This window comes from Marinobacterium halophilum (genome assembly GCF_003014615.1).
In the GTDB taxonomy this organism is placed as follows: domain Bacteria; phylum Pseudomonadota; class Gammaproteobacteria; order Pseudomonadales; family Balneatricaceae; genus Marinobacterium; species Marinobacterium halophilum.
The window spans coordinates 92,643-113,959 of sequence record NZ_PYGI01000007.1; the positions used below are offsets into that span (position 1 = coordinate 92,643).

A 21,317-nucleotide genomic window follows, 5' to 3' on the forward strand; every position below is an offset into this window, starting at 1 on the left:
TTATTCCCGTTTCAGTGGACCTGCCAGTGCGATGAACGCCCGCGTGGCAGCACTGCGATATGCGTCTTTCCTCAATAGCAGTACGGCGGTACGGGTCAGTTCGGTGGGTGTCAGTGGCAGGGCCAACAGGTCTGCACGTTCCTGCGCCACCTGTGCCGGTAGCAATGAGGCCAGCGGGGTGTGGCGCACCATTTCGATTACGGCGCTGACCGAATTGGCTTCCATCATCACCTGCGGGTGCAGTGCGTGCTGGCGGCAGTAGCGGTCGATCTGTTCGCGGGTCGCAAACTCGGTATTGAGCAACACCAGCGACAATGTTCCTAGCGTTTGGGCGTCGATCTGTTGCCTGTTGGCCAACGGATGATCCCGATTGACGACCAGTGCCAGCCGCTCTTCCAGCAGAGGGCGGGACTCGATATCGCGGCTGTGTACATCGGCAAAGGCGATCCCCAGATCAAAATCATCTTCAAGCAGCCGCTCCTCCATCCGCTCCTGTGACATCTCTTCCACCTGCAGCCTGATATGGGCGTGACGCTCATGGAATGTCCGCACCAGCGGGCCGATCAGGTAAGGCGTGAAAGTGGGCGTGATCGCAATGCGCAGCAGGCCGCGGCTGAGATCGCTTACGTCGTGAATGGCGCGTTTGCCGGCATCCAGGTCTTGCAGGGCACGGCGTGCATAGCGTGCATACACTTCACCGGCATCGGTCAGGGCAATGCTGCGTCCGGACCGGTCGAATAGCCGGGTACCCAAATTTTCTTCCAGTTGCTTGATCTGTTGTGACAACGCCGGCTGTGACACATGCATCGCTGAAGCGGCGCGGGTGAAGTTACGGTGTTCGGCCACCGCCAGAAAGTAGTGGATATGACGCAGCAGCATATTTTTACCTATAAGTATGGCTTATCAACTTCATTATAAATGCGTCTTTCACCTTATGAGAAGAGCGGCGTACCATCGCTTCATCGATTAGCGAATGGCCCCGGAGAACGCTGCCATGAAAGAGATCATTGAAGGCTTTTTGAAATTCCGCAAAAACGTTTTCCCGACACACGAAGACCTGTTCAAGGGACTGGCGCATCAGCAAAGCCCGCGCACACTGTTCATCTCCTGTTCCGATAGCCGTCTGGTGCCAGAGCTGATCACTCAGCATGAGCCCGGTGGCCTGTTCGTCATCCGCAATGCGGGCAACATCGTGCCGTCTTACGGACCCGAACCCGGGGGTGTATCGGCATCGGTGGAGTATGCGGTCACCGCGCTGCAGGTGGCTGATGTGGTGATCTGTGGTCACTCGGATTGCGGCGCGATGAAGGCGATTGCCACCTGCGCCTGTATGGATGGCATGCCTGCCGTCGGCAGCTGGCTGCGCTATGCTGATTCTGCCCGTATCGTCAATCAGGCCCGTCACCACCGCAGCGAACGCGACCGCATCGAAGCGATGGTGCATGAAAACGTGATTGCCCAGCTGGCCAACCTGCAGACCCATCCGTCGGTGCGTCTGGCACTGGAAGAGGGTCGTCTGACCCTGCATGGCTGGGTATACGACATTGAATCGGGCCGGATGGAGGCATTTGACGGCAGTCGTCGTGCCTTTGTTTCCCTCGCCGAAAACCCCCATGTGCGCGCCACGCCTGAGCCTTTGCCCAAGGCGATGTAACGTCCATATTTTTCATCAACCTGTAGTCATTATTGCTCCTAAAGAGGTAGACCATGATCCAGTCACACAATAGCAAAAACGCGCGTCAGGCCCTGACCGACCAGATTCTGGCGATCAAAGGTGAAAAAGATCTGTCGTTTGCCCAGCTTACTGAAGGTACAGGCCTGAGTGTCACCTTCGTCACTGCCGCCCTGTTGGGCCAGCACCCGTTGCCGGCAGAAGCTGCGGCCGTGGTAGCCGACAAGCTGGGCTTGGGTGAAGAGGCCGTCGCTGTGCTGCAGACCATTCCGATGCGTGGCAGCCTTGAAGAAGCTGTGCCCACCGACCCGACCATCTATCGTTTCCATGAGATGTTGCAGGTCTACGGCACAACGCTGAAGGCACTGGTCCACGAGGAGTTTGGTGACGGTATCATCAGCGCGATCAACTTCAAGATCGATATCAAGAAGGTTGAAGATCCGGAAGGTGGCTCCCGTGCAGTGATTACGCTGGATGGCAAATACCTGCCGTACCGACCGTTCTAAGGATGCGGTAGACTGCGCGCCGGTGCCTTGCACCGGCGTTTTCGTTTCACCTGCGGCGGTTCTCCATCATGTCCATTGATTCTCCTTCACAGACCTTCGGCTCCCGTCTGCATCGGTTCTGGCCGATGTTGATCATTATTGCGCTGGCGCTGAATTTGCGTCCCATTGTTACATCTCACGGCCCGTTGCTGGAGCAGATCCGTGCTGACACCGGTCTGAGCCTGCAATCCATGTCATTGCTGACGGTGCTGCCCATGCTGTGTATGGGCCTGTTTCCGCTGTTGTTGCCGCGACTGGGGCGGCGGCTGAGCGAGAACAGCTGGATCGTCGGCGGACTGCTGGCCATCGCCGCCGGCTGTGCCTGGCGCTTGTTTTTGCAGGATGGTCCCTCATTGATTCTGACCGCGCTGCTGGCCGGTATGGGGGTGGCGGTGGTGCAGTCATTGGCGCCCGGAGTGGTCAAGCGCTGGTATACGCAACATGTGCCCTTGGGTATGGGGCTGTACTCGGCGGCCTTGATGGGGGGCGGTGGCTTGGCGGCGGTGTTCAGCCCGCTGGTGGCCCGCAGTACTGAACAATGGCAAACAGGGTTGGGCATCTGGTTACTGCCGGCATTGTTGGCGGTGCTGTTTTGGGTGGGCCGTCCACGGGAGTCCGCTTACGCAGGCGGTGCGGGTGTGCGTCTGAATTGCTTGACCAACCGTCGCGCCTGGTTGCTGGCGGTATATTTTGGTCTGGCCAACGGTGGCTACGCCAGCATGGTGGCCTGGCTGCCGCTATATGCGCAAACCCTTGGCTGGAGTACGGCCGATAGTGGGGGGCTGGTCGGCCTGATGACACTGTTACAAGTATGTGCCGCCCTGTGTGTGCCGCTACTGTGTCGCGGGCGCAGTGACCGGCGTCCCTGGCTGTTGTTGGCGGTGGTGCTGCAGTTGATCGGCTTTTCCGGTCTGGTGTTCTGGCCTGATGCGGGGCTCAGTCTGTGGGTCGCGCTGATCGGGTACGGGTTGGGCAGTTGTTTCGCGCTGACCCTGACTCTGGCGCTGGACCATCTGCGCGTGCCTGCCATGGCGGGTGTGCTGGCAGCGTTTGTGCAAGGAGTGGGGTTTGTGATTACGGCGCTGATTCCTTATCTGGCCGGGATGTTGCGTGAGCTGGCCGGTAGTTTTGCCGCGTCCTGGGGGTTGATACTGGTGACGCTGGTGCTGATGTTTATCGCCACCTGGCGCTTTGCCCCGAGTGGTTATGCACCGGCGATGGCCGGTATTGAGGGCCCGGCATTACCGCGCTAGTGTGTGGGTTGAAGAGGAAAAGCCGTACCCACCCGCTGGGGGGTACGGCAAAAGCCTTAGTCGCAGTCCTTGCGCAGTGACTCGTGGCTCTGTTTGCTGTGCTGACCGATACGACCGACCAGATCGGTGGCCGCATCTGCATCCTGCGCCTGTTCGGCCTGTGCCAGTTGAGTGAGCAAAGTGCTGAACTGTTCAAGTCCCGACCGGTATTCCTGCATCATCATCGGATGGTGCGCCGGTGCCAGATCGTGCAGCTTCAGTGGTTGCTCATCCGCGGCCGCTGCCGCCAGTGTCAGCATATCCTGTCGGGCAGTGGCCATCTGCTGCCAATCTTCCCCGGACAACGCCTGACGATAGGCCTTGAAGCTGTGCTTCAGAGACTTCATCTGCTCGCCCAGTTGGGTATCCTGGCAATGGTTGCTGTGAGCACTGACCGCCATCGGCAGAGTCAGCAGGCTGGTGGTGAACAGGGCTGTTGTTATTGTTTTCAGCATATTCTCTCCTTGAAACCTTATGGCTCCTTAAACACCGCGAGCTTCGTTAAAACCAGAAGCTGACGCCGACACGCCAGAGGGTTTCGTCCACATCGTGACCGCTGTCTCGGGCCAGGTCAGCCGAGTCACCCAGCTTGCGCTCCCAGGTGACGCCTACGTAGGGTGCAAAGTCCGGACGCACCTCCCAGGCCAGACGCAGCTCCAGATCCAGATCGGCCAGGCCGCTGCCCTGATGCTCCTCGCGGTCACTGAAGTTGTGGGCTGTCAGCCCGACTTCGGGGCTGAGTACCCATTGCCGGGTCAGACGGATCTCCCGTTCCAGGCTCAGCTCGGCGGTCAGATCGGTGCCCGGGCCGGCCAACAGATTGAACTCGGTTTCCAGATACCAGGGAGCTGTTCCGTTGACGCCCAGCAGGGCGCGATCATCACGTTTATCAGCCAGTGGTTCATGCTGCCAGCCCAACTGCAGATCCCAATAAGGCGCAATCGCACGGCGGTATAACAGGCGCAGTTCATGTTCCTCGCTGCGTCCATCCAGGCGTGCGCCTTCGCTGCTCAGGACCAGTTTGTGCAGGTCGGTACCCAGCCAGCCCTCAATATTCCAGGCCAGACGGGTATCGCCTTCGCTGTAGGCTCCCTCCAGTTGCTTGACGTTGAACATGCCCAGTACCGGGTCGTCATTCATGCCGCCCTGTGCCAGTGCCGGGGTCAGCAGGGCCAGAAGCGGCCAGTGTGTGTGCAGTTTCATGCGGTATCTCCTCAGCTGACCACGACTTTTCGGAACATGCCCATCATGTGATAGAGCAGATGGCAGTGGAACGCCCATTCACCTTTGGCATCGGCGGTGACCAGATAGCTCAGACGTGCTCCCGGTTGTACCACCAGAGTGTGTTTGCGCGGCAGGTGAGTGGTATCACCGGTTTCCAGATCACTCCACATGCCGTGCAGGTGAACCGGGTGCGGCATCATGGTGTCGTTGACCAGGATAATGCGCACGCGCTCGCCATAGGTCAGCTGGATCGGGTCGGCATCGGCATAGCGAATGCCGTTGAGGGACCACATGTAGCGGCTCATGTTGCCGGTCAGGTGCAGCTCGATGTCGCGGCTCGGTTCGCGGGTGTCGGGTGTGGGGTGCAGGCTGCGCAGATCGGCATAGGTGAGTACCTTGCGGCCGTTGTTGCGCAGGCCAACGCCGGGATCATCGAGCCGATATTGTGGAGCTTCGGCGCGCATGTCAACGTGAGGGCCGTATTCGCTGTCGGCATGCACCGGCATGCCTGCAGAGAGCGGATTGCCTTGATAGGCGGGTTCACTCGCTGGGCCGTTGCCGTGATGCATGCCAGCGGGCATGGCGTCATGGTTACCGTGGGCCATTTTGCCATGATCCATTTTGCCATGGTTCATTGGCATGGCTGCTGTTTGGGTCGGCATGGCGTGACCGGTATCATGCGTCATCGTTCCGTGCGACATCGTGCCGTGGGACATGGGCATGTCATGCCCGGCGTGGCCGCCATGTTCCCCTGCTGCCATCGCCATGCCCATATCCATATGGGTCAGCTCGGGTGCCGGGTCCAGTGCCGGTGGTGTGGCTTTCAGCGTTATATCAGGCGTCAGCTGGCCATGGGCATAACCGGAACGGTCGATCGCCTGAGCGAACAGGCTGTAGGCCTTGTGTTCGGTCGGCTCGACGATGATGTCGAGGGTTTCGGCTGCGCCGATGCGGAATTCATCGACATTGACCGGCTCTACATATTGGCCGTCACAGGCGACGACGGTCATTTTCAGGCCGGGAATGCGCAGGTCAAAGAACGTCATGGCGGCGGCATTGATCACGCGCAGGCGTACCTTCTCGCCGGGGTTGAACAGGCCGGTCCAGCCGCTGGCAGGGGTCTGGCCGTTCATCAGGAAGGTGTAGGTATAACCGGTGACATCAGAGATATCGCGATCGCTCATGCGCATCTTGTCCCACATCTGCCGCCGTGACAGTGCCGTGCCCCAGCCGTCCTGCTGTGCCTCTGGGATGAGGTCGTCGGCCAGCGTGCGTTCGCGGCGGTTGTAGTAGTGGCTCATCTTTTTCAGGTTGGCGTACACCCGCTCAGGCGGGGTATCACTCCAGTCCGACAACATCAGCACATAGTCACGATCATAGCTGAAGGGTTCGGGCTCCTTCGGGTCGATGATGATGGCACCGTAGAGGCCGGTCTGTTCCTGGAAACCGGAATGGCTGTGGTACCAGTAGGTGCCGCTCTGCTGCACATCGAATGCGTAGGTGAAGGTTTCACCGGGGGCGATGCCGTCAAAGCTCAGCCCCGGTACGCCGTCCATCTCCGTGGGCAGAATCATGCCGTGCCAGTGGATGGATGAATCGGTGTCGAGGTTGTTGTGCACGTTCAACGTTACCCGTTCACCTTCCCGCCAGCGCAATACAGGGGCCGGCAGGGAGCCGTTGACGGTGGTGGCCAGAGCCTCCTTGCCGGTAAAGTTGACCAGCTGGTGGCCGATGTTCAGATCGAACTCGGTGCCGCTCAGTACGGGGTGTGGCTTGAGAGTCGGCGCGGTGTTGGCTGCCAGCAGCGGGCGTGTGCTGAGGCTCAGCCCGGTGGCCAGCCCGCCCAAGGCGAGTCCCTGGACGAAGCGGCGCCGCGAAGGCGCAGGCAAAGTGTTGTGCTTGCTCATCAAAATGCTCCTGAATAGCGAAAATGTCAGTGCCGCCTGAACGTGGCGACAGGGTCAAAGGCTATTCAGGCTTTTGGAGGGCGGTGCAGGCCGGACGGGAACAGTTGCTGATACAGGTTCGGTGTCAGGGTAATATGAGTGGCCTTGGCGGCCGGTCCAAGGGCAAGTGCCGGCAGCAGTGGGGCACAATGGCTGCTGCAGCTGCTCATGCACTGTTGCCAGCATGAGGGAGCAGAGTCCTGGCTGTCCGCATGATCATGCCCGGCTGCCATCATGCCGCTGGTCATGGAACCTGGCGGTATGGTGGTTGCCGATGCGACGACAGGCGCGAGCAACAGCAGCAGTAATGCTACTGCACTCAGCAGGCCGGTCAGTCGATAGGCAGGTGTATCAGGCATGACAGTCTCGTTTGGCGTTTGGCATAGTATAGAATGCTGACCGGGGCTTAGGGCAAGAGTTCCGACCGTTTTCCTGTTCCTCTGTTTACTCTGTGTGTTGAGGCCATGTGACCCGTTCCCGTCGTTCTGTGTTTTTTCGCTATGTTATTCGGCCGCTCTGGCGCGTGTTGTGGCGTGTCGGCCTGGTAGTGGGCGTGCTGCTGACGCTGCTGGTGTTCAGTCTGCGCGTAATTGATCCGCCGGTGTGGTCGTGGCTGGTGTGGCGGGAACTGTCTCAGCCGGTTGGCTATCCGGCGGAATACCGTCATCAATGGGTGGACCTGGAACAGATCCCGCTGCAGCTGCAGTTGGCGGTTGTGGCGGCTGAAGATCAGCGTTTCCCGCTGCATGGTGGCATTGATCTGCATGCTGTGCGGAGCGCGCTGGAAGAGGCGCTCGCTGGCCAGGGGCTTAGAGGGGCCAGCACCCTGACTCAGCAAACGGCGAAGAATCTGTTCCTGTGGCCCGGCCGCGACTGGGTGCGCAAGGGGCTGGAAGTGCCGTTGGCGCTGATGCTGGAAAGCATGTTGGGCAAGCGGCGCATTCTGGAGCTGTACCTTAACATTGTTGAGTTCGCGCCCGGCATCTATGGTGCAGGAGCAGCCAGCGAGTATTGGTACCGGCAACCGGTGGCGACCATCAACGCAGATCAGGCCGCTCGCCTGGCTGCCATTTTGCCCAACCCCTGGCTGTATCAGGCGCAGCCACCCACGACCTATGTGCGCCAGCGTGCCGACTGGATTCGGCAGCAGATGCGTCAACTGGGGCCTGACTGGGTCGGCCAGCTTGAATGAACTGGTTATAAAAGGTTCAGTCTTTATGGCATTTGCTGTATAAAAGTGCCCTTCGTGGCGCATGATGACGCCTATTCTCTGCATGGACGCGTGTCAGGCTGCTTGATACAGCGTGCAACTCCTTGATTCCGTTTACTGCTCTGCCGATCTGGCTGGGCGGTGGTTACTATTTGACCTGATCGGTCAGGCATGAATCGGATACCAACATGACGAAAAACTCTCCACTGGCCCTGTTGCCACTCGGACTTTTTTTGGCCCTGTTCATCGGCAGTGGTCTTTATTATCAGGCAGCGGGTGTCGACTTCGCCTTCTATCAGATCTCCGCACCGGTGGCGATTCTGCCTGCCATCGTGCTGGCGCTGATCCTGCAGAAGGGGCAACTGAACGCCCGCATCGAAACTTTTATTGCCGGTGTCGGTGATCACACCATCATTACCATGGCGTTGATCTACCTGCTGGCCGGTGCCTTTGCCAGTGTGGCCAAGGCTGTGGGCGGGGTGGATGCCACCGTCAACTTCGGTCTCAGTATTATCCCGCCATCAATGGTGCTGCCGGGCCTGTTCGTGATTACGGCGTTTATTGCCACCTCAATGGGGACCTCCATGGGCACCATTGCGGCGATTGCTCCGATTGCGGTCGGCGTGGCCGAAGCGACCGATCTGCCGCTGCTGCTGACGGTCGGTACGGTGGTGGGTGGAGCGATGTTCGGCGATAACCTGTCAATCATTTCCGATACCACCATCGCCGCGACCCGAACCCAGGGCTGCGAGATGCGCGACAAGTTCCGCCTCAATTTCAAGATTGCGCTACCGGCGGCACTGCTGACACTGGTGTGGCTGTTCATTCAGGGCAGCAGTGCGCAGGTGGAAGCGCCGGGCGAGTATGAGCTGCTGCGGGTGATGCCATATCTGGCGGTGCTGGTGTTGGCACTGTCGGGGCTGAACGTGATGCTGGTGCTGCTGGTCGGCATCCTGTTGGCAGGCGGTGTGGGTTTGTTCGCCACCGAGGGCTACAACGTGGCGCAGTGGTCTACTGATATCTACGCCGGGTATACCGGCATGCAGGAGATCATGATCCTGTCGTTGCTGATCGGTGGCCTCGGCGCGTTGATGAAATCCCAGGGTGGTCTGGTCTGGCTGGCGGGGATGATCGACAAGCTGTCACGTCAGAGCAGTGATCCGAAGAAACACCGTCGCTCCGGTGAGTTCAGCATCAGTGCGGCGGTGGCGTTGACTAACGTCTGCACCGCGAACAATACCGTGGCGATCATCATTTCCGGCGGGCTGGCCAAGGATATTGCCGAGCGTTACGGCGTTGATCCGCGCCGCAGTGCCAGTTTGATGGATATCTTTTCCTGTGTGGTACAGGGCATGCTGCCCTACGGGGCTCAGGTACTGCTGGCAGGGTCGATCGCCAAGCTGTCGCCGCTGTTGATCATCGGCAGTATTCATTACTGCTGGGTACTGGCGGCGGTGGCTCTGTTGTCGATCATGATTGGACGGCCTCAGCCCAAGGCACACGCCAACGCCTGATATGTTTCGTCGTGGCCTGCACAGGGTTACGAATACAAAAACGGCCGCTGCAATGCAGCGGCCGTTTTTATTGGGGGTCGTTCTGTCTATTGATTAGAAACGCATTTCCACCGAAGCCAGGAAGTTGCGGCCTTCACCAATCACGGTGGTATCGTCATCGCCGCCTGCCAGGTAGTCCTCGTCAAACAGGTTTTCCACTTTCAAGCGCAGGGTCAGGTCTGCCTGTTTGAACTGACGTATCTTATGCGATACACCAGCATCGAAACGGGTGTAACCGTCCTTTTTGTAAGTATTGCGGCTGTCGCCATAACGTTCACCGACATGGGTGGCACCCAGGTTGAAGGCGGTGTTGCCGGTCAGGTCATAACGGGTCCAGATGGAGGCCGCGAATTCTGGTACGTCGGCCGGACGGTTGCCATCCAGTGAGGCATCGTAGGGGTCCTTGAGTTCAGCATCCAGCCAGATCGCACTGCCCTGCAGGGACAGCTTGTCGGTCAACTGGCCTGCCGCCATCAGTTCAGCGCCGATATGTTTCTGCTCACCGATCTGACGCGTTTCCGTCAGGCCCGCGCCCAGATCATCACGGTCACGTTTCAGAACCTTGTTGCTTTGGGTCAGGTCGAATACGGCTGCGCTCAGCAGCAAGCGGTCATCCATCAGGTTCCATTTGGTGCCCAGCTCGTATATTTCACCGCTGACCGGGTCGAGTTTCATGCCGTCGTTGATGTCATCCGGGTCACTGACAGGTCCCTGAGGCTCGAAGCTTTCGGCATAGGTCAGATAGATGGAGCCAGCGGTGGTCGGGTGGTAGATCACCCCGGCTTTGGGCACAACATTCCCCTGGGTTTCTTCGCCGTCATCCTCGTAATCGTAGCGGGCACCGACCAGCAACTGCCACTGCGGATTGAGAGTGATTAAATCCTGTACGTAAAGGCCGTAGGAAGCACGTTCGGGATAAACGGTTGCATTGGCTGAACGGTAATCCAGGTCGGCCGGTTTTTCGATGGGCTGGCCGACCGTAGCATCCACGGCACTGCCGCCGCGGAAACTTTGTTGCTGGCGCTTATAGTAGTAATTGAGCCAGTTGGTACCGACCAGCACTTCGTGTTGCACTTGGCCGGTATGGAAACGGCCGCTCAGGTCGGCGTAGGCGGTGTCGAATTGCCAGTTGTCGTGCCGATCGAAGCCGCTGACCTTGTAAGTACCGGTCGTCGGGTTGTAATCACTGAATGAAGAGCTTTCAAGATCGTGACGCACTAAATCCTGATGGTTGTAACCCGCGTTCAATTTCCAGTTGTCACTGAGCTGCCAGTCGAGGTCGACGCCGATGTTCTCCACATCGTTGTCGATGTTGGACCATTGGGCATTCCAGATGTGTTTGTCACCCAATACGGGTTTGCCGTTCTGGATGTAAGCACCTGAATCTACGCTGCCGTCATCGCGGGTCTTGTCATAGTGAAACGATAGAGTGGCGTTGTCCGTCAGGTCGTAATCCACGAACAGGCCGCCAACGAAGCGTTCGGTTTCGGGTGTGCTGCCATCGGTGTATTCCCGCCAGCTGTCATACTGCTGGTGTGACAGTACCAGACGTGCACGCAAGCGCTGATCTGCGGTCAAGGCACCACTGGTATCGAGCGTGGTGCGGAATTCGTTGTCAGAACCGAAGTCCTGACGCAGGGTGGTTTGATGTTCGTAGGTCGGCTTTTTGCTGACCATATTCACCAGGCCGCCGGGCGCTGACTTACCGTAGAGCAAGCCGGAAGGGCCTTTCAGTACTTCAACGCGGTCGAGCAATTCGATCGGCTGACGGTAGTGAGACCAGTGCTGCTGGCCGTTGCGCAGGAATCCGCTGCCGCTGTTCAGGTCGAAACCGCGCAGGGAGAAGCGTTCGCGATTACGACTGGTACCGCCAGCGGAAATGCTGGCGTCGTTACTCAAGACCTGCCCCAGCGTTGTGGCACCCTGCTCGATGATCAATTGCTCACTGATTACATTGACTTGCTGCGGCGTTTCCAGCTGTCCCATTTCCATGCGCATGGCTCCGGTACTACTGCCTGTGCGGTAGCTGTCACTGCTGCCGGTGATCACAATCTTGTCTCCGGCATGTGAGGGTGGCTGCGTGGTGGATGCTGCGTGGCTAGCCTGTGTTGCCAGCAGGGTTGCGATAGCGAGTGCAAGGGGGTGTTGTTTGGACATGGGCGGTCCTTATCAAGGCAGGTGAATGAGAAGGCGTAAAATGTTTGATTATATTAATGATAGTAATTCGTATTATCAATGCTTTGTTTTGTCGTTCCGGCCTCAACCCTGTGGATTGGTCGGTTCTGTTCAAAAAATGCGCTATACTCGCCGACCGTTAATAACGCTTACTCCAGGTTGATCCATGCACGCTGTCACCCCGATTTTTGAACACCCCAAATACTGGGCCGAATGCTTTGGCCCCGCACCCTTTTTACCGATGTCACGCAGCGAGATGGATCAGTTGGGGTGGGACAGTTGTGACATCATCATCGTGACCGGTGATGCCTACGTGGACCATCCATCGTTCGGCATGGCGATCATCGGTCGTCTTCTGGAAGCACAGGGTTTCCGTGTTGGCATCATCGCCCAGCCGGACTGGCACTCGGCAGAGGCATTCAAGGCGCTGGGCAAGCCGAACCTGTTTTTCGGTGTGGCTGCCGGCAACATGGATTCGATGATCAACCGCTATACCGCAGACCGTAAAATCCGTTCGGATGATGCCTATACCGCAGGCGGTAAGGCTGGCAAACGCCCGGATCGCGCCAGTCTGGTGTATAGCCAGCGCTGTCGCGAAGCCTACAAAGACGTGCCGATCATTCTAGGTGGCATTGAAGGCTCGCTGCGCCGTATCGCGCATTACGACTACTGGCAGGACAAGGTACGCCGCTCCATTCTGCTGGATGCGCGTGCCGACCTGCTGCTGTACGGCAACGCCGAACGCGCAGTGGTTGAAGTGGCGCATCGCATTTCCCGTGGCGAGCCGGTCAGCGAAATCACCGATGTACGCGGCACCGCCTTCGTGCGCAAGGACACCCCCGAAGGCTGGCTGGAGATTGATTCGACCCGTATTGACCGTCCGGGCAAGATCGACAAGATCATCAACCCGTATGTGAACACGCGCGATTTGGCCGAGTGCCAGGTGGAACAGGGCCGTGAAGGCGGCGAAAGCGCGGAGATGGAAGCGGAAGACGAGGTGCAGATTCTGCATATCGAGCCGCGGGTCAAACTCGACCGCAGCAAAACCGTGATTCGCATTCCCTCGTACGAGAAGGTCAGCAAGGATACGGTGCTCTACGCCCATGCCAACCGTGTACTGCATTTGGAAACCAATCCGGGTAATGCCCGCGCACTGGTACAGCTGCATGGTGATCAGGAAGTCTGGCTTAACCCGCCGCCGATCCCGTTGACCACGAAAGAAATGGACCACGTTTTCGGTTTGCCCTATGCGCGGGTACCGCACCCGGCCTATGGCAAGGACGAGATTCCGGCGTACAAGATGATTCGGTTCTCGGTCAACATCATGCGCGGCTGTTTCGGCGGCTGTACCTTCTGTTCCATTACCGAGCATGAAGGCCGCATCATCCAGAATCGCTCGCATGAATCGATTATTGGCGAGATCGAGGAGATTCGCGACAAGGTTCCGGGTTTTACCGGCGTGATATCGGATCTTGGCGGGCCCACGGCGAACATGTACCGCCTGGCGTGCAAAAGTTCCGAGATCGAAGCCGCCTGTCGCAAGCCCTCCTGCGTGTTTCCGGGCATCTGCCAGAACCTCAATACCGATCACAGCTCATTGACGTCGTTGTACCGCAAGGCGCGTGACCTGAAAGGGGTCAAGAAGATCCTGATTGCGTCCGGTCTGCGCTATGACCTGGCGGTGGAAGACCCAGAATACGTGCGCGAACTGGTAACCCACCATGTCGGCGGCTATCTGAAAATTGCGCCGGAGCATACCGAACGTGGCGTGCTCGACAAGATGATGAAGCCGGGCATCGGCACGTATGATACCTTCAAGCGCATGTTCGAGAAATTTACCAAGGAAGCGGGCAAGGACCAGTACCTGATACCGTACTTCATTGCTGCACACCCCGGTACCAGCGATGAGGACATGATGAACCTGGCGCTTTGGCTCAAGCGCAATGATTTCAAAGCGGACCAGGTGCAGGCGTTCTATCCTTCGCCAATGGCCACGGCCACGGCGATGTACCATACCGGCCGCAACCCGCTGCGCAAGCTCAGTTACAAGAAAAGCAGTGAGCAGGTTGAGGCAGTGAAAGGCGAGCGTCAGCGTCGTTTGCACAAGGCATTTTTGCGCTGGCATGACCCGGACAACTGGCCGCTGCTGCGCGAGGCACTGACATCCATGGGGCGTGCCGATCTAATTGGGAATGGCGACCGACAGTTGATTCCAACCGAGCAGCCGGACGACGCTAAACATGTCAGCCCACGACGCAAAAACTCGCCGACAGCGGCCCGTGCCGGCAAGGGCAAGCTGTTGACCCAGCACACCGGGTTGCCGCCCCGTGCCGGTAATACCCCTGAAAAAGCGGCCGGCAAGCGGCCAGCCAAGCGCAAACCGGCTGCCGGAGGACGGCAGCGACAGGGGCGCTGATGCCTGTTGCGCAATGCCATAAACAGGGTGGGAGACCCGCCATTGGCGGGTCGAAAAAATGCCCTTGGTAGCATTGTAATTGGATTGGACTTGGGTATTATGCGGAGAAAGACATTTTTCCGGTACCGTCAAATTCATGCACTCAGCGCATTGATGCAGGCTTTGTAAAGGGCACCGGGCGACCGGAGAATATCCGGTACGGAGTTGGATTTACTTGATACGACTGTACCCCCGCAGCTTGATTGCTGCCCGCAAAATCTTGAATACCGCACCCCTGTGTGTGGCGAGCAGCGTTTGCACAGCGGCGTTCGATATCGTTGTTGCCCGGATGCCCAGCCGACTGTTCGCTTCCCCGTTCTTTACCCATTCTGTGTTTATTCCGTCAGACCGCCTCTCCGCTATGGTGCATGCGCAAGGCCTGTCTCGTCACGGGATCGCAATGAATTCGGTCTAGACTCCAGGGGTTCGAAATTTATAGCGGCGCGGGTGCGTTGAGTGTCTGTACCAAGGAAAATTTCTGTTCCCGGCATTTCGGGGGCTGAATGGGTCGACAGCCTTGTGCTGTTGACCACAGGTTCGGCATGAGGCCGAATCCACACGATCGGATGGCACCTGGTGCATCCATACATAAGAAAAACCAGCACTGCTGGTGTACATGCAAAAGAAAGAGGCAAAAAATGTCACAGCTCGTTACCGGTACCGTTAAGTGGTTCAATGATGAAAAAGGCTTCGGCTTTATCCAGCAGGAAAGCGGCCCGGACGTGTTCGTTCACTTCCGTGCTATCAATGGTACTGGTCGTCGCACTTTGCACGAAAACCAGACTGTAACTTTCGAAGTTACCCAGGGCCAGAAAGGCCCCCAGGCCGAAAACGTTTCTATCGTTGAATAATCGGTAGTGCGTCTTCGCAACAGCGGGCACTCTGCCCGCTGTTCTGTTTTTATCCTTCCTGGATCAAGCCGGTAAGACTTCCACCGGCAGCTGTAGACCGGTATTACTTTCGCCCATTAGATACGGCTGATTCACGTCCATCGTGTTTTTCAGAAACTGCCACAGCAGGCGTACGCGCAGCAATTGACGCTGCTCGGCACGGGCGGCTATCCAGAATTCACGGCAGATATCGATCTCCTGCGTCAGTAGGGCATGCAGCGCAGTGTCCTGTTCTGCCATGAAGCAGGGCAGCACGGCCAGCCCGCTACCGGCCCGAACCGCATGCAATTGGGTAATGACGCTGGTGCTGCGCTGGGTAAACCGTGGCGGTGATGGCAGTTCCTTCAGCAAGGGGTCGAGATAACACAGCTGATCACTGAAGACCAGATCATCGACATAGCCGATCAGCTCGAAGTCCGACAGGTCACCCATGCATACGGGTCGGCCGCGACGGGCCAAATAGCCCTGTTCGCCATACAGTCGCAGCCGATAGCTGCAGAGTCGCGACACCACCATTTCAGCATTTTTCGGTCGGTCGATGGTAATGGCCAGATCCGCTTCATGCCGACTCAGATTGACCGCCTTGGGCAGGGCCAGCAGTTCAATGGTGACGTCGGGGTAGCGTTGTTGAAAGGCACTCAGCAGGGGCGTGATGACATAGGTGCCGAAGCCTTCGGTGACGCCCAAACGGATCTGGCCACCCACCTGCAGATTCTGATTGCTGATACTTTCGTTGGCGCCGGTGGCTTGGCGGGCCATCTCTTCCGCAAACAGCAGCAGCTGCTCGCCGGCAGCGGTGAGTCGGTAGCCGTGGGTGCTGCGTTCGAACAGCTGAGTATTAAGGTCGGTTTCAAAACGACGGATACGGCGTGACACCGTGGAGTGGTCGATCGCCAGGCGACGAGCGGCATCTGTCAGCCGATCGGCACGCGCCACCTCGAGAAAAATCTGTAAATCCTGCCAATTTAACATGCCTTTTCCTTGTGCGTTTTTGCACAACCAATGTGCTGAACTGTGCGTTGTCTGTCAACTGCAAGCGCCGCTAGACTCGGAGTCAACTTAATGGAACACTGAGTTCCTGCCTGAATACATAAAAAATATAAGGAGATCAGGTATATGTCGGTTCGTGAGATACCGTTGTTCATTAATGGCGAGAAAGTGCGCTCTGCCAGCAACGATTGGCGTGATGTGGTTAACCCGGCCACGCAGGAAGTGGTGGCGCGTGTACCGTTTGCTACCGAAGCTGAAGTTAACGAAGCGGTTGCCGCCGCCAAGGAAGCGTTCAAGTCCTGGCGCAAGGTGTCATTGGTACAGCGCATGCGCATCATGCTGCGCTTCCAGGCACTGGTGCGCGAACATACTGCAGAGTTGGCTGCGCTGATCACTGAGGAGCATGGCAAGACTCTGCCGGACGCGGAAGGCGAAGTGGGCCGCGGTTTGGAAGTGATCGAACATGCCTGCTCCATCACCTCATTGCAGTTGGGCGAGATTGCCGAGAATGCCGCTGGCAACGTGAATGTCTATTCACTGCAGCAGCCGCTGGGTGTGGGTGCGGGGATTACCGCGTTCAACTTCCCGATCATGCTGCCCTGTTTCATGTTCCCGCTGGCGATCGCTACCGGTAATACCTTCATACTCAAGCCCTCCGAGCAGGATCCGACCTCCACCATGCGTCTGGTCGAGCTGGCCCATGAAGCCGGTATTCCGGCTGGCGTGCTCAATGTGGTCCATGGTGGTCCTGATGTGGCCAACCAGATCTGCGATCATCCGGATATCAAGGCGCTGTCGTTTATCGGCTCGACCCATGTGGGTACCCACATCTACGACCGTGCCGGAGCGGCAGGCAAGCGCGTGCAGTCGATGATGGGCGCGAAAAACCATTGTGTAATCATGCCGGATGCCAACCGCAGTCAGGCGATCAACAACGTGATCGGCTCCTGTTTCGGCGCGGCTGGACAGCGCTGCATGGCCAACTCCGTCGTCGTGTTGGTGGGGGAAGCCAAAGAGTGGTTGCCGGAACTGATCGAGCGTTCCACCATGATGATTATTGGCCCCGGTACACAGCGTGATGCTGACCTTGGGCCGCTGGTGTCACCCCAGGCGCGTAACCGGGTGATCAATCTCATCGACTCAGGTGTGGCCGAAGGGGCAACGCTGGCACTGGATGGCCGTAACGTCAGTGTCGAGGGCTACCCGAACGGCAACTTCGTTGGTCCGACCATCTTTACCGACGTAACCCCTGATATGCGCATTTACCATGAAGAGATTTTCGGTCCGGTGATGTGTGTGGTTACAGCGGATACGCTGGATGAAGCGATCGAATTCATCAACGCCAACCCCAACGGCAACGGCACTTCAATTTTCACCAACTCCGGTTGGGCCGCACGTCGCTACGAAAGTGATATCGATGTCGGCCAGGTCGGGATCAATGTACCGATTCCGGTTCCGGTGGCGTTCTTCAGTTTTACCGGATCACGGGCTTCTAAGCTGGGTGATCTTGGCCCCAACGGCAAGCAGGCGATCCAGTTCTGGACCCAAACCAAAACTGTCACCTCGCGCTGGTTCGAGCCCGATGACGAATCGCAGGGCGTCAACACCACCATTTCCATGAAGTAACCGCATCCGGCACGGCTCCGGCCGTGCCACTGAATTTTGGTTATCACCGCAATAATAACAAAAGGACGTGAAATCATGAGTCAGTTCTCCCGTATCACTACTGCCTTAGGAGCCGGTGCTGCCGCCCTGGCACTATCGACCACCTTGCAGGCTGCTGGCCCATCCAAGCTGGATGTGGCGAACACCTTCAACACCAACCTGTTCATCGGTGAAGGTGCTGTGCGCTTTGCCCAGGAGCTGGAAACGGTGACCAATGGTGAAGTGAAACTGAAAGTCCATAACCCCGGTGATCTGGTGCCGGCGTTTGAAGTGTTCAATGCGGTGTCTTCCGGTGCCGTTCCTGCCGGTTGGGACTGGATCGGGTACTGGGCCGGTACCGTTCCGGTAACCAATTTGTATGGTGCGCTGCCGTTTGGCCCGTCGCCGGAAGCGTTCATGTCCTGGATGTGGGCCGGAGAGGGTACCGAGATCCTGCAGAGTGCCTATGATCAGTACAATGTGAAGGTACTGCCGTGCTTTATCTCGCCGCAGGAAACCGGTGGCTGGTACAGCAAGGAAATCAATGACATCAAGGACTTTGACGGTCTGCGCATGCGTATTTCCGGCCTGGGTGCCAAGGTGCTGAACAAGTTTGGTGCCTCTACGCAGCTGATTCCGGGCGGCGAAATCTATCTGGCGCTGGAACGTGGCCGTATCGATGCTACCGAATTCTCGGTGCCGCAGGTCGACCAGATCATGGGCTTCGAGGAAGTCACCAAATACTACTACTTCCCGGGTTGGCACCAGTCTGCCAGCTGGTTCTCGTTCATCATCAACAAGGATGTCTGGAACGAGTATGACGATGCCACCAAGGCCAAGTTCGAGACCGCTTGCCGCGCCACACTGCAGTGGGCGATGGCTGAAGCGCCTGCCGAACAGATCCGTACCATCCGCAAACTCGAAGCCAAGGGCGTAGAAGTCAAACGCTTCCCGGACCCGGTACTGGCCGAGCTCCGCAAGGGCTGGGATGAAGTGCGCGAAGAGGAGATGAAAAACAATCCCCTGTTTGCCAAGGCCTACGAGTCGCTGATGAAACACAGCAAACTGGTGGATGAGTGGTATGAGCTACAAGCAACCCCGCGTTAATCCCCACCTGCCCGGCTGGCGCCATACCGGTGCCCGCTGGTGCGCCACTATGGCCTGCCCGTTGATCGGGTTGGGCCGCTGGCTTGGCCAGGTCAGCAGCTGGCTGGTACTGGGCGTGATGTGCGCGGTACTGGCCACGGTGCTGATGAATGCCTTGGGCATCAATGAACTCATCCGCTGGGACGAAAAAATCCTGTTGCTGGGCAAGGCGGTCACCATCAACACCATGACCGAGTTGCAATGGCATCTGTTTGGTCTGTTGACCCTGATCGGAGCCAGCTATGCCATGCATGCCAATATGCATGTGCGGGTCGATATGCTGCACCACCGCATGTCTCCGGCAACCAAACACTGGGTCGAGATCATCGGCCACCTGTTCCTGCTGATCCCGTTCTGTGTACTGGTTGCCTGGTTGTCGAAGCATATGGTGCAGATGGCCTATGTTTCGGGTGAACAATCCAACTATGGCGGTCTCAGTGACCGTTTTTTGATCAAGGGCGCATTGCCGGCAGGACTGATGCTGCTGGCGCTGGGCGCACTGGGGCAGGTGTTTGATCGCCTGGCTCGGATACTGGATCCGGCACGTGATGTAGAGGAGAGCTCGGATGCTGGATGAATATGGAATGGCCATTGCCATGGTCGTTGCGCTGCTGGTCGGGATTTTCAGTGGCTACCCGGTCGCCTTCCTGCTGGGAGGGTTGGGGATACTTTTCGCCTTTATTGGTGATATACCGCTGCCGTTTTTGGGCACGGTATCATCACGCATTTTTGGCGGGGTGATGGAAAACTGGTTGTTGATCGCGATCCCGCTGTTCGTGTTCATGGGGCTGATGCTGGAGCGCTCTGGCGTTGCCAGGAACCTGCTGCTAACCCTGCAGCGTCTGTTCGGAAACGTGCGCGGTGGCTTGGCCGTTTCGGTGGCGCTACTGGGCGTGGTTATGGCCGCGAGTACCGGCATTATTGGTGCGTCGGTGGTCATGCTTGGGTTGCTGGCGCTGCCGGTCATGCTCAAGCAGGGGTACAAGCCGGAGATGGCTTACGGCGTAGTAGCGGCGTCCGGCACCTTGGGCATCCTGATTCCACCCTCGATCATGCTGGTGCTGATGGGCTCCATCATGCAGATTTCGGTGGGGGCGTTGTTCAAGGCTGCACTGATTCCCGGTTTGATGCTGGGTGCGCTGTATACCTTCTATCTGCTGATGGCGGCGCGGTTGCGCCCAGACTGGGCACCACTGGCCAGTGAAGGTGGCGCGGCTGAAGAGGTTGAAGATCAGCTGCCGCTGGCGATTGCGCTGCTGCGTGACCTGCTTGGCCCGGTGGTATTGATTACAGCCGTGCTGGGCTCGATCATGGCGGGGATAGCAACACCGACTGAAGCGGCCGCCATTGGGGCGGGTGGTGCCATGCTGTTGGCGCTGCTGCTGCGGCAGCTGAATATGCAGGCGTTGCGTGAAGTCTGTCGGCTGACCTCAAAAACATCGGCCATGATCCTGTTTGTGGTGATTGGTGCGACCTGTTTCAGTGTGGTGTTCAAGCGCCTTGGCGGTGCCGACATGATCGAAGAGATGATCACCGGTACCGGCCTTGGACCTTATGGTCTGTTGTTGCTGCTGATGGGGTTGATCTTCCTGCTTGGTTTCTTCCTTGAGTGGATCGAAATCAGTTTCGTGATTCTGCCGTTACTGTTGCCGGTAGTGAACGGGCTGGACTTCGGCGGTGTGCTTCAAGGCGAGGCATTGCTGGTGTGGTTCGCCATTCTGGTAGCGATTAATCTGCAAACCAGTTTCCTGACGCCACCCTTTGGGTATGCCCTGTTCTATCTCAAGGGCATCACCGATGGCAGCGTCAGTATTGGCACTATTTACCGTTCGATCATTCCGTTCGTGTTGTTGCAGCTGACCGGATTGGTTATGTGCATCCTGTTCCCGTCTATCGTGCTGTGGTTGCCGGGCATGAGCGAGTAGATATTCCAGCGAGCGTTATTGGCCAGGGAAGGCCTGAGACCAGGAAGGGCACACCATTTATTGGTTGCCAAACATGGCCTCATGCAGTGCTTGAAAGTTCGGAAAGGCATAATCTGCCAGGTGTGAGTAGTCGGGTAGCATCCTGTAATTAACCAGGCAGGATTTCATGTTTGCATTCCGACCGGCCTCCAGGTCATACCGATAATCCCCCACCATCAATACCTCATGCGTCGGCAGTGCGAAATCACGGGCGATATCCAGCAGAGCCGTCGGGTCTGGCTTGGGCTTGGAGGTCTCCCGTGTAATCACAACCTCGATGGGAATGGCATTGCGCTCAATTTTCAATTTTGAGGATTGGCAGGAGTTACGCGTCACAATCGCCATCGGAATGTTGTGTTCAAGACAACTATCAACGAAGGCACGGGCACCCGAAATCCACTCACAGTGTTGTGCATCCTGCAGTTCATGGCGGTGAACGATGGCCATTGCTTCATGCTGCTGTTCGACTGGAAGAGTTTCCAGAAACGTTAGTACATCGGCCTCTGGCGGACAGTTGATCTCCCGTTTGATCGCGGCAAAATCAAGATCGGAAGACACCAGGGTGCCATCCAGGTCGAAAATAACGCCTCGCAGTTGTTTCACTCTGCAGC

Annotated in this window: 19 protein-coding genes; 11 read left to right on the forward strand and 8 right to left on the reverse strand. The window is 57.8% G+C overall.

The features are described 5' to 3' along the window. Positions 1-879, reverse strand: coding sequence for a transcriptional regulator CynR (gene cynR / locus CLV44_RS06450; protein ID WP_106591293.1), 879 nt, complete (start codon positions 877-879; stop codon positions 1-3). A gap of 115 nt (positions 880-994) precedes the next feature. Between cynR and CLV44_RS06455 the strand changes: the two genes are divergently transcribed. The 3 genes from CLV44_RS06455 to CLV44_RS06465 all read left to right on the forward strand — a co-directional run bounded on the left by CLV44_RS06455 (position 995) and on the right by CLV44_RS06465 (position 3,470). Then, positions 995-1,654: a carbonic anhydrase gene (locus CLV44_RS06455; RefSeq protein ID WP_106591294.1), complete on the forward strand. Its 660-nt coding sequence runs from the start codon at positions 995-997 to the stop codon at positions 1,652-1,654. Positions 1,655-1,707: 53 nt separating this feature from the next. Beyond that, positions 1,708-2,178 (forward strand): cyanase, encoded by a 471-nt coding sequence (cynS, locus tag CLV44_RS06460; protein ID WP_106591295.1) that lies wholly within the window; start codon positions 1,708-1,710, stop codon positions 2,176-2,178. A gap of 68 nt (positions 2,179-2,246) precedes the next feature. Beyond that, a complete protein-coding gene (locus CLV44_RS06465) occupies positions 2,247-3,470 on the forward strand; it encodes a CynX/NimT family MFS transporter (RefSeq protein ID WP_106591296.1) in 1,224 nt (407 codons plus the stop codon). 56 nt (positions 3,471-3,526) lie between these two features. On the opposite strand, the gene CLV44_RS06470 is transcribed toward CLV44_RS06465, so the two are convergent. The 4 genes from CLV44_RS06470 to CLV44_RS06485 form a co-directional block, all read right to left on the reverse strand. After that, a complete protein-coding gene (locus tag CLV44_RS06470) occupies positions 3,527-3,964 on the reverse strand; it encodes a cytochrome b562 (RefSeq protein WP_106591297.1) in 438 nt (145 codons plus the stop codon). 46 nt (positions 3,965-4,010) lie between these two features. Next, positions 4,011-4,712 (reverse strand): copper resistance protein B, encoded by a 702-nt coding sequence (locus tag CLV44_RS06475; RefSeq protein WP_170069284.1) that lies wholly within the window; start codon positions 4,710-4,712, stop codon positions 4,011-4,013. A gap of 11 nt (positions 4,713-4,723) precedes the next feature. After that, the gene (locus CLV44_RS06480; protein ID WP_106591299.1) at positions 4,724-6,640 is read right to left on the reverse strand and encodes a copper resistance system multicopper oxidase; all 1,917 of its coding nucleotides are present in this window, start codon (positions 6,638-6,640) and stop codon (positions 4,724-4,726) included. Positions 6,641-6,705: 65 nt separating this feature from the next. Next, on the reverse strand, positions 6,706-7,038 hold the full coding sequence (locus CLV44_RS06485) for a hypothetical protein (RefSeq protein WP_106591300.1): 333 nt from the start codon (positions 7,036-7,038) through the stop codon (positions 6,706-6,708). 107 nt (positions 7,039-7,145) lie between these two features. On the opposite strand from CLV44_RS06485, the gene mtgA reads away from it, so the two are divergent. Next, positions 7,146-7,871 (forward strand): monofunctional biosynthetic peptidoglycan transglycosylase, encoded by a 726-nt coding sequence (mtgA, locus tag CLV44_RS06490; RefSeq protein WP_211298094.1) that lies wholly within the window; start codon positions 7,146-7,148, stop codon positions 7,869-7,871. Between the two features lie 206 nt (positions 7,872-8,077). After that, entirely contained in the window at positions 8,078-9,403 is a 1,326-nt protein-coding gene (locus tag CLV44_RS06495) for a Na+/H+ antiporter NhaC family protein (RefSeq protein WP_106591301.1), read from the forward strand. A 93-nt stretch (positions 9,404-9,496) separates the two neighbouring features. On the opposite strand, the gene CLV44_RS06500 is transcribed toward CLV44_RS06495, so the two are convergent. Next, positions 9,497-11,599 (reverse strand): TonB-dependent siderophore receptor, encoded by a 2,103-nt coding sequence (locus CLV44_RS06500; RefSeq protein ID WP_106591302.1) that lies wholly within the window; start codon positions 11,597-11,599, stop codon positions 9,497-9,499. A gap of 184 nt (positions 11,600-11,783) precedes the next feature. Here CLV44_RS06500 and CLV44_RS06505 point away from each other — a divergent pair, with 184 nt between their 5' ends. Continuing rightward, entirely contained in the window at positions 11,784-14,033 is a 2,250-nt protein-coding gene (locus tag CLV44_RS06505) for a YgiQ family radical SAM protein (RefSeq protein WP_106591303.1), read from the forward strand. Between the two features lie 677 nt (positions 14,034-14,710). Further along, a complete protein-coding gene (locus tag CLV44_RS06510; RefSeq protein ID WP_106591304.1) occupies positions 14,711-14,923 on the forward strand; it encodes a cold-shock protein in 213 nt (70 codons plus the stop codon). A gap of 63 nt (positions 14,924-14,986) precedes the next feature. Here CLV44_RS06510 and CLV44_RS06515 read toward each other — a convergent pair whose 3' ends face one another. After that, entirely contained in the window at positions 14,987-15,934 is a 948-nt protein-coding gene (locus CLV44_RS06515) for a LysR family transcriptional regulator (protein ID WP_106591305.1), read from the reverse strand. 144 nt (positions 15,935-16,078) lie between these two features. On the opposite strand from CLV44_RS06515, the gene CLV44_RS06520 reads away from it, so the two are divergent. The 4 genes from CLV44_RS06520 to CLV44_RS06535 all read left to right on the forward strand — a co-directional run bounded on the left by CLV44_RS06520 (position 16,079) and on the right by CLV44_RS06535 (position 20,667). Beyond that, a complete protein-coding gene (locus CLV44_RS06520; RefSeq protein WP_106591306.1) occupies positions 16,079-17,578 on the forward strand; it encodes a CoA-acylating methylmalonate-semialdehyde dehydrogenase in 1,500 nt (499 codons plus the stop codon). Between the two features lie 75 nt (positions 17,579-17,653). Next, a complete protein-coding gene (locus CLV44_RS06525; protein ID WP_106591307.1) occupies positions 17,654-18,703 on the forward strand; it encodes a TRAP transporter substrate-binding protein in 1,050 nt (349 codons plus the stop codon). Continuing rightward, positions 18,678-19,319 carry a TRAP transporter small permease subunit gene (locus CLV44_RS06530; RefSeq protein ID WP_106591308.1) on the forward strand — a complete coding sequence of 214 codons (642 nt, stop codon included), beginning with the start codon at positions 18,678-18,680 and terminating at the stop codon, positions 19,317-19,319. The genes CLV44_RS06525 and CLV44_RS06530 overlap by 26 nt, the downstream gene beginning before the upstream one ends. Then, positions 19,309-20,667, forward strand: coding sequence for a TRAP transporter large permease (locus CLV44_RS06535; protein ID WP_106591309.1), 1,359 nt, complete (start codon positions 19,309-19,311; stop codon positions 20,665-20,667). Before CLV44_RS06530 ends, CLV44_RS06535 begins: the two co-directional genes overlap by 11 nt. A gap of 57 nt (positions 20,668-20,724) precedes the next feature. Here CLV44_RS06535 and CLV44_RS06540 read toward each other — a convergent pair whose 3' ends face one another. Continuing rightward, on the reverse strand, positions 20,725-21,309 hold the full coding sequence (locus CLV44_RS06540) for an HAD family hydrolase (protein ID WP_106591310.1): 585 nt from the start codon (positions 21,307-21,309) through the stop codon (positions 20,725-20,727). Between the last annotated feature and the right edge of the window lie 8 nt (positions 21,310-21,317).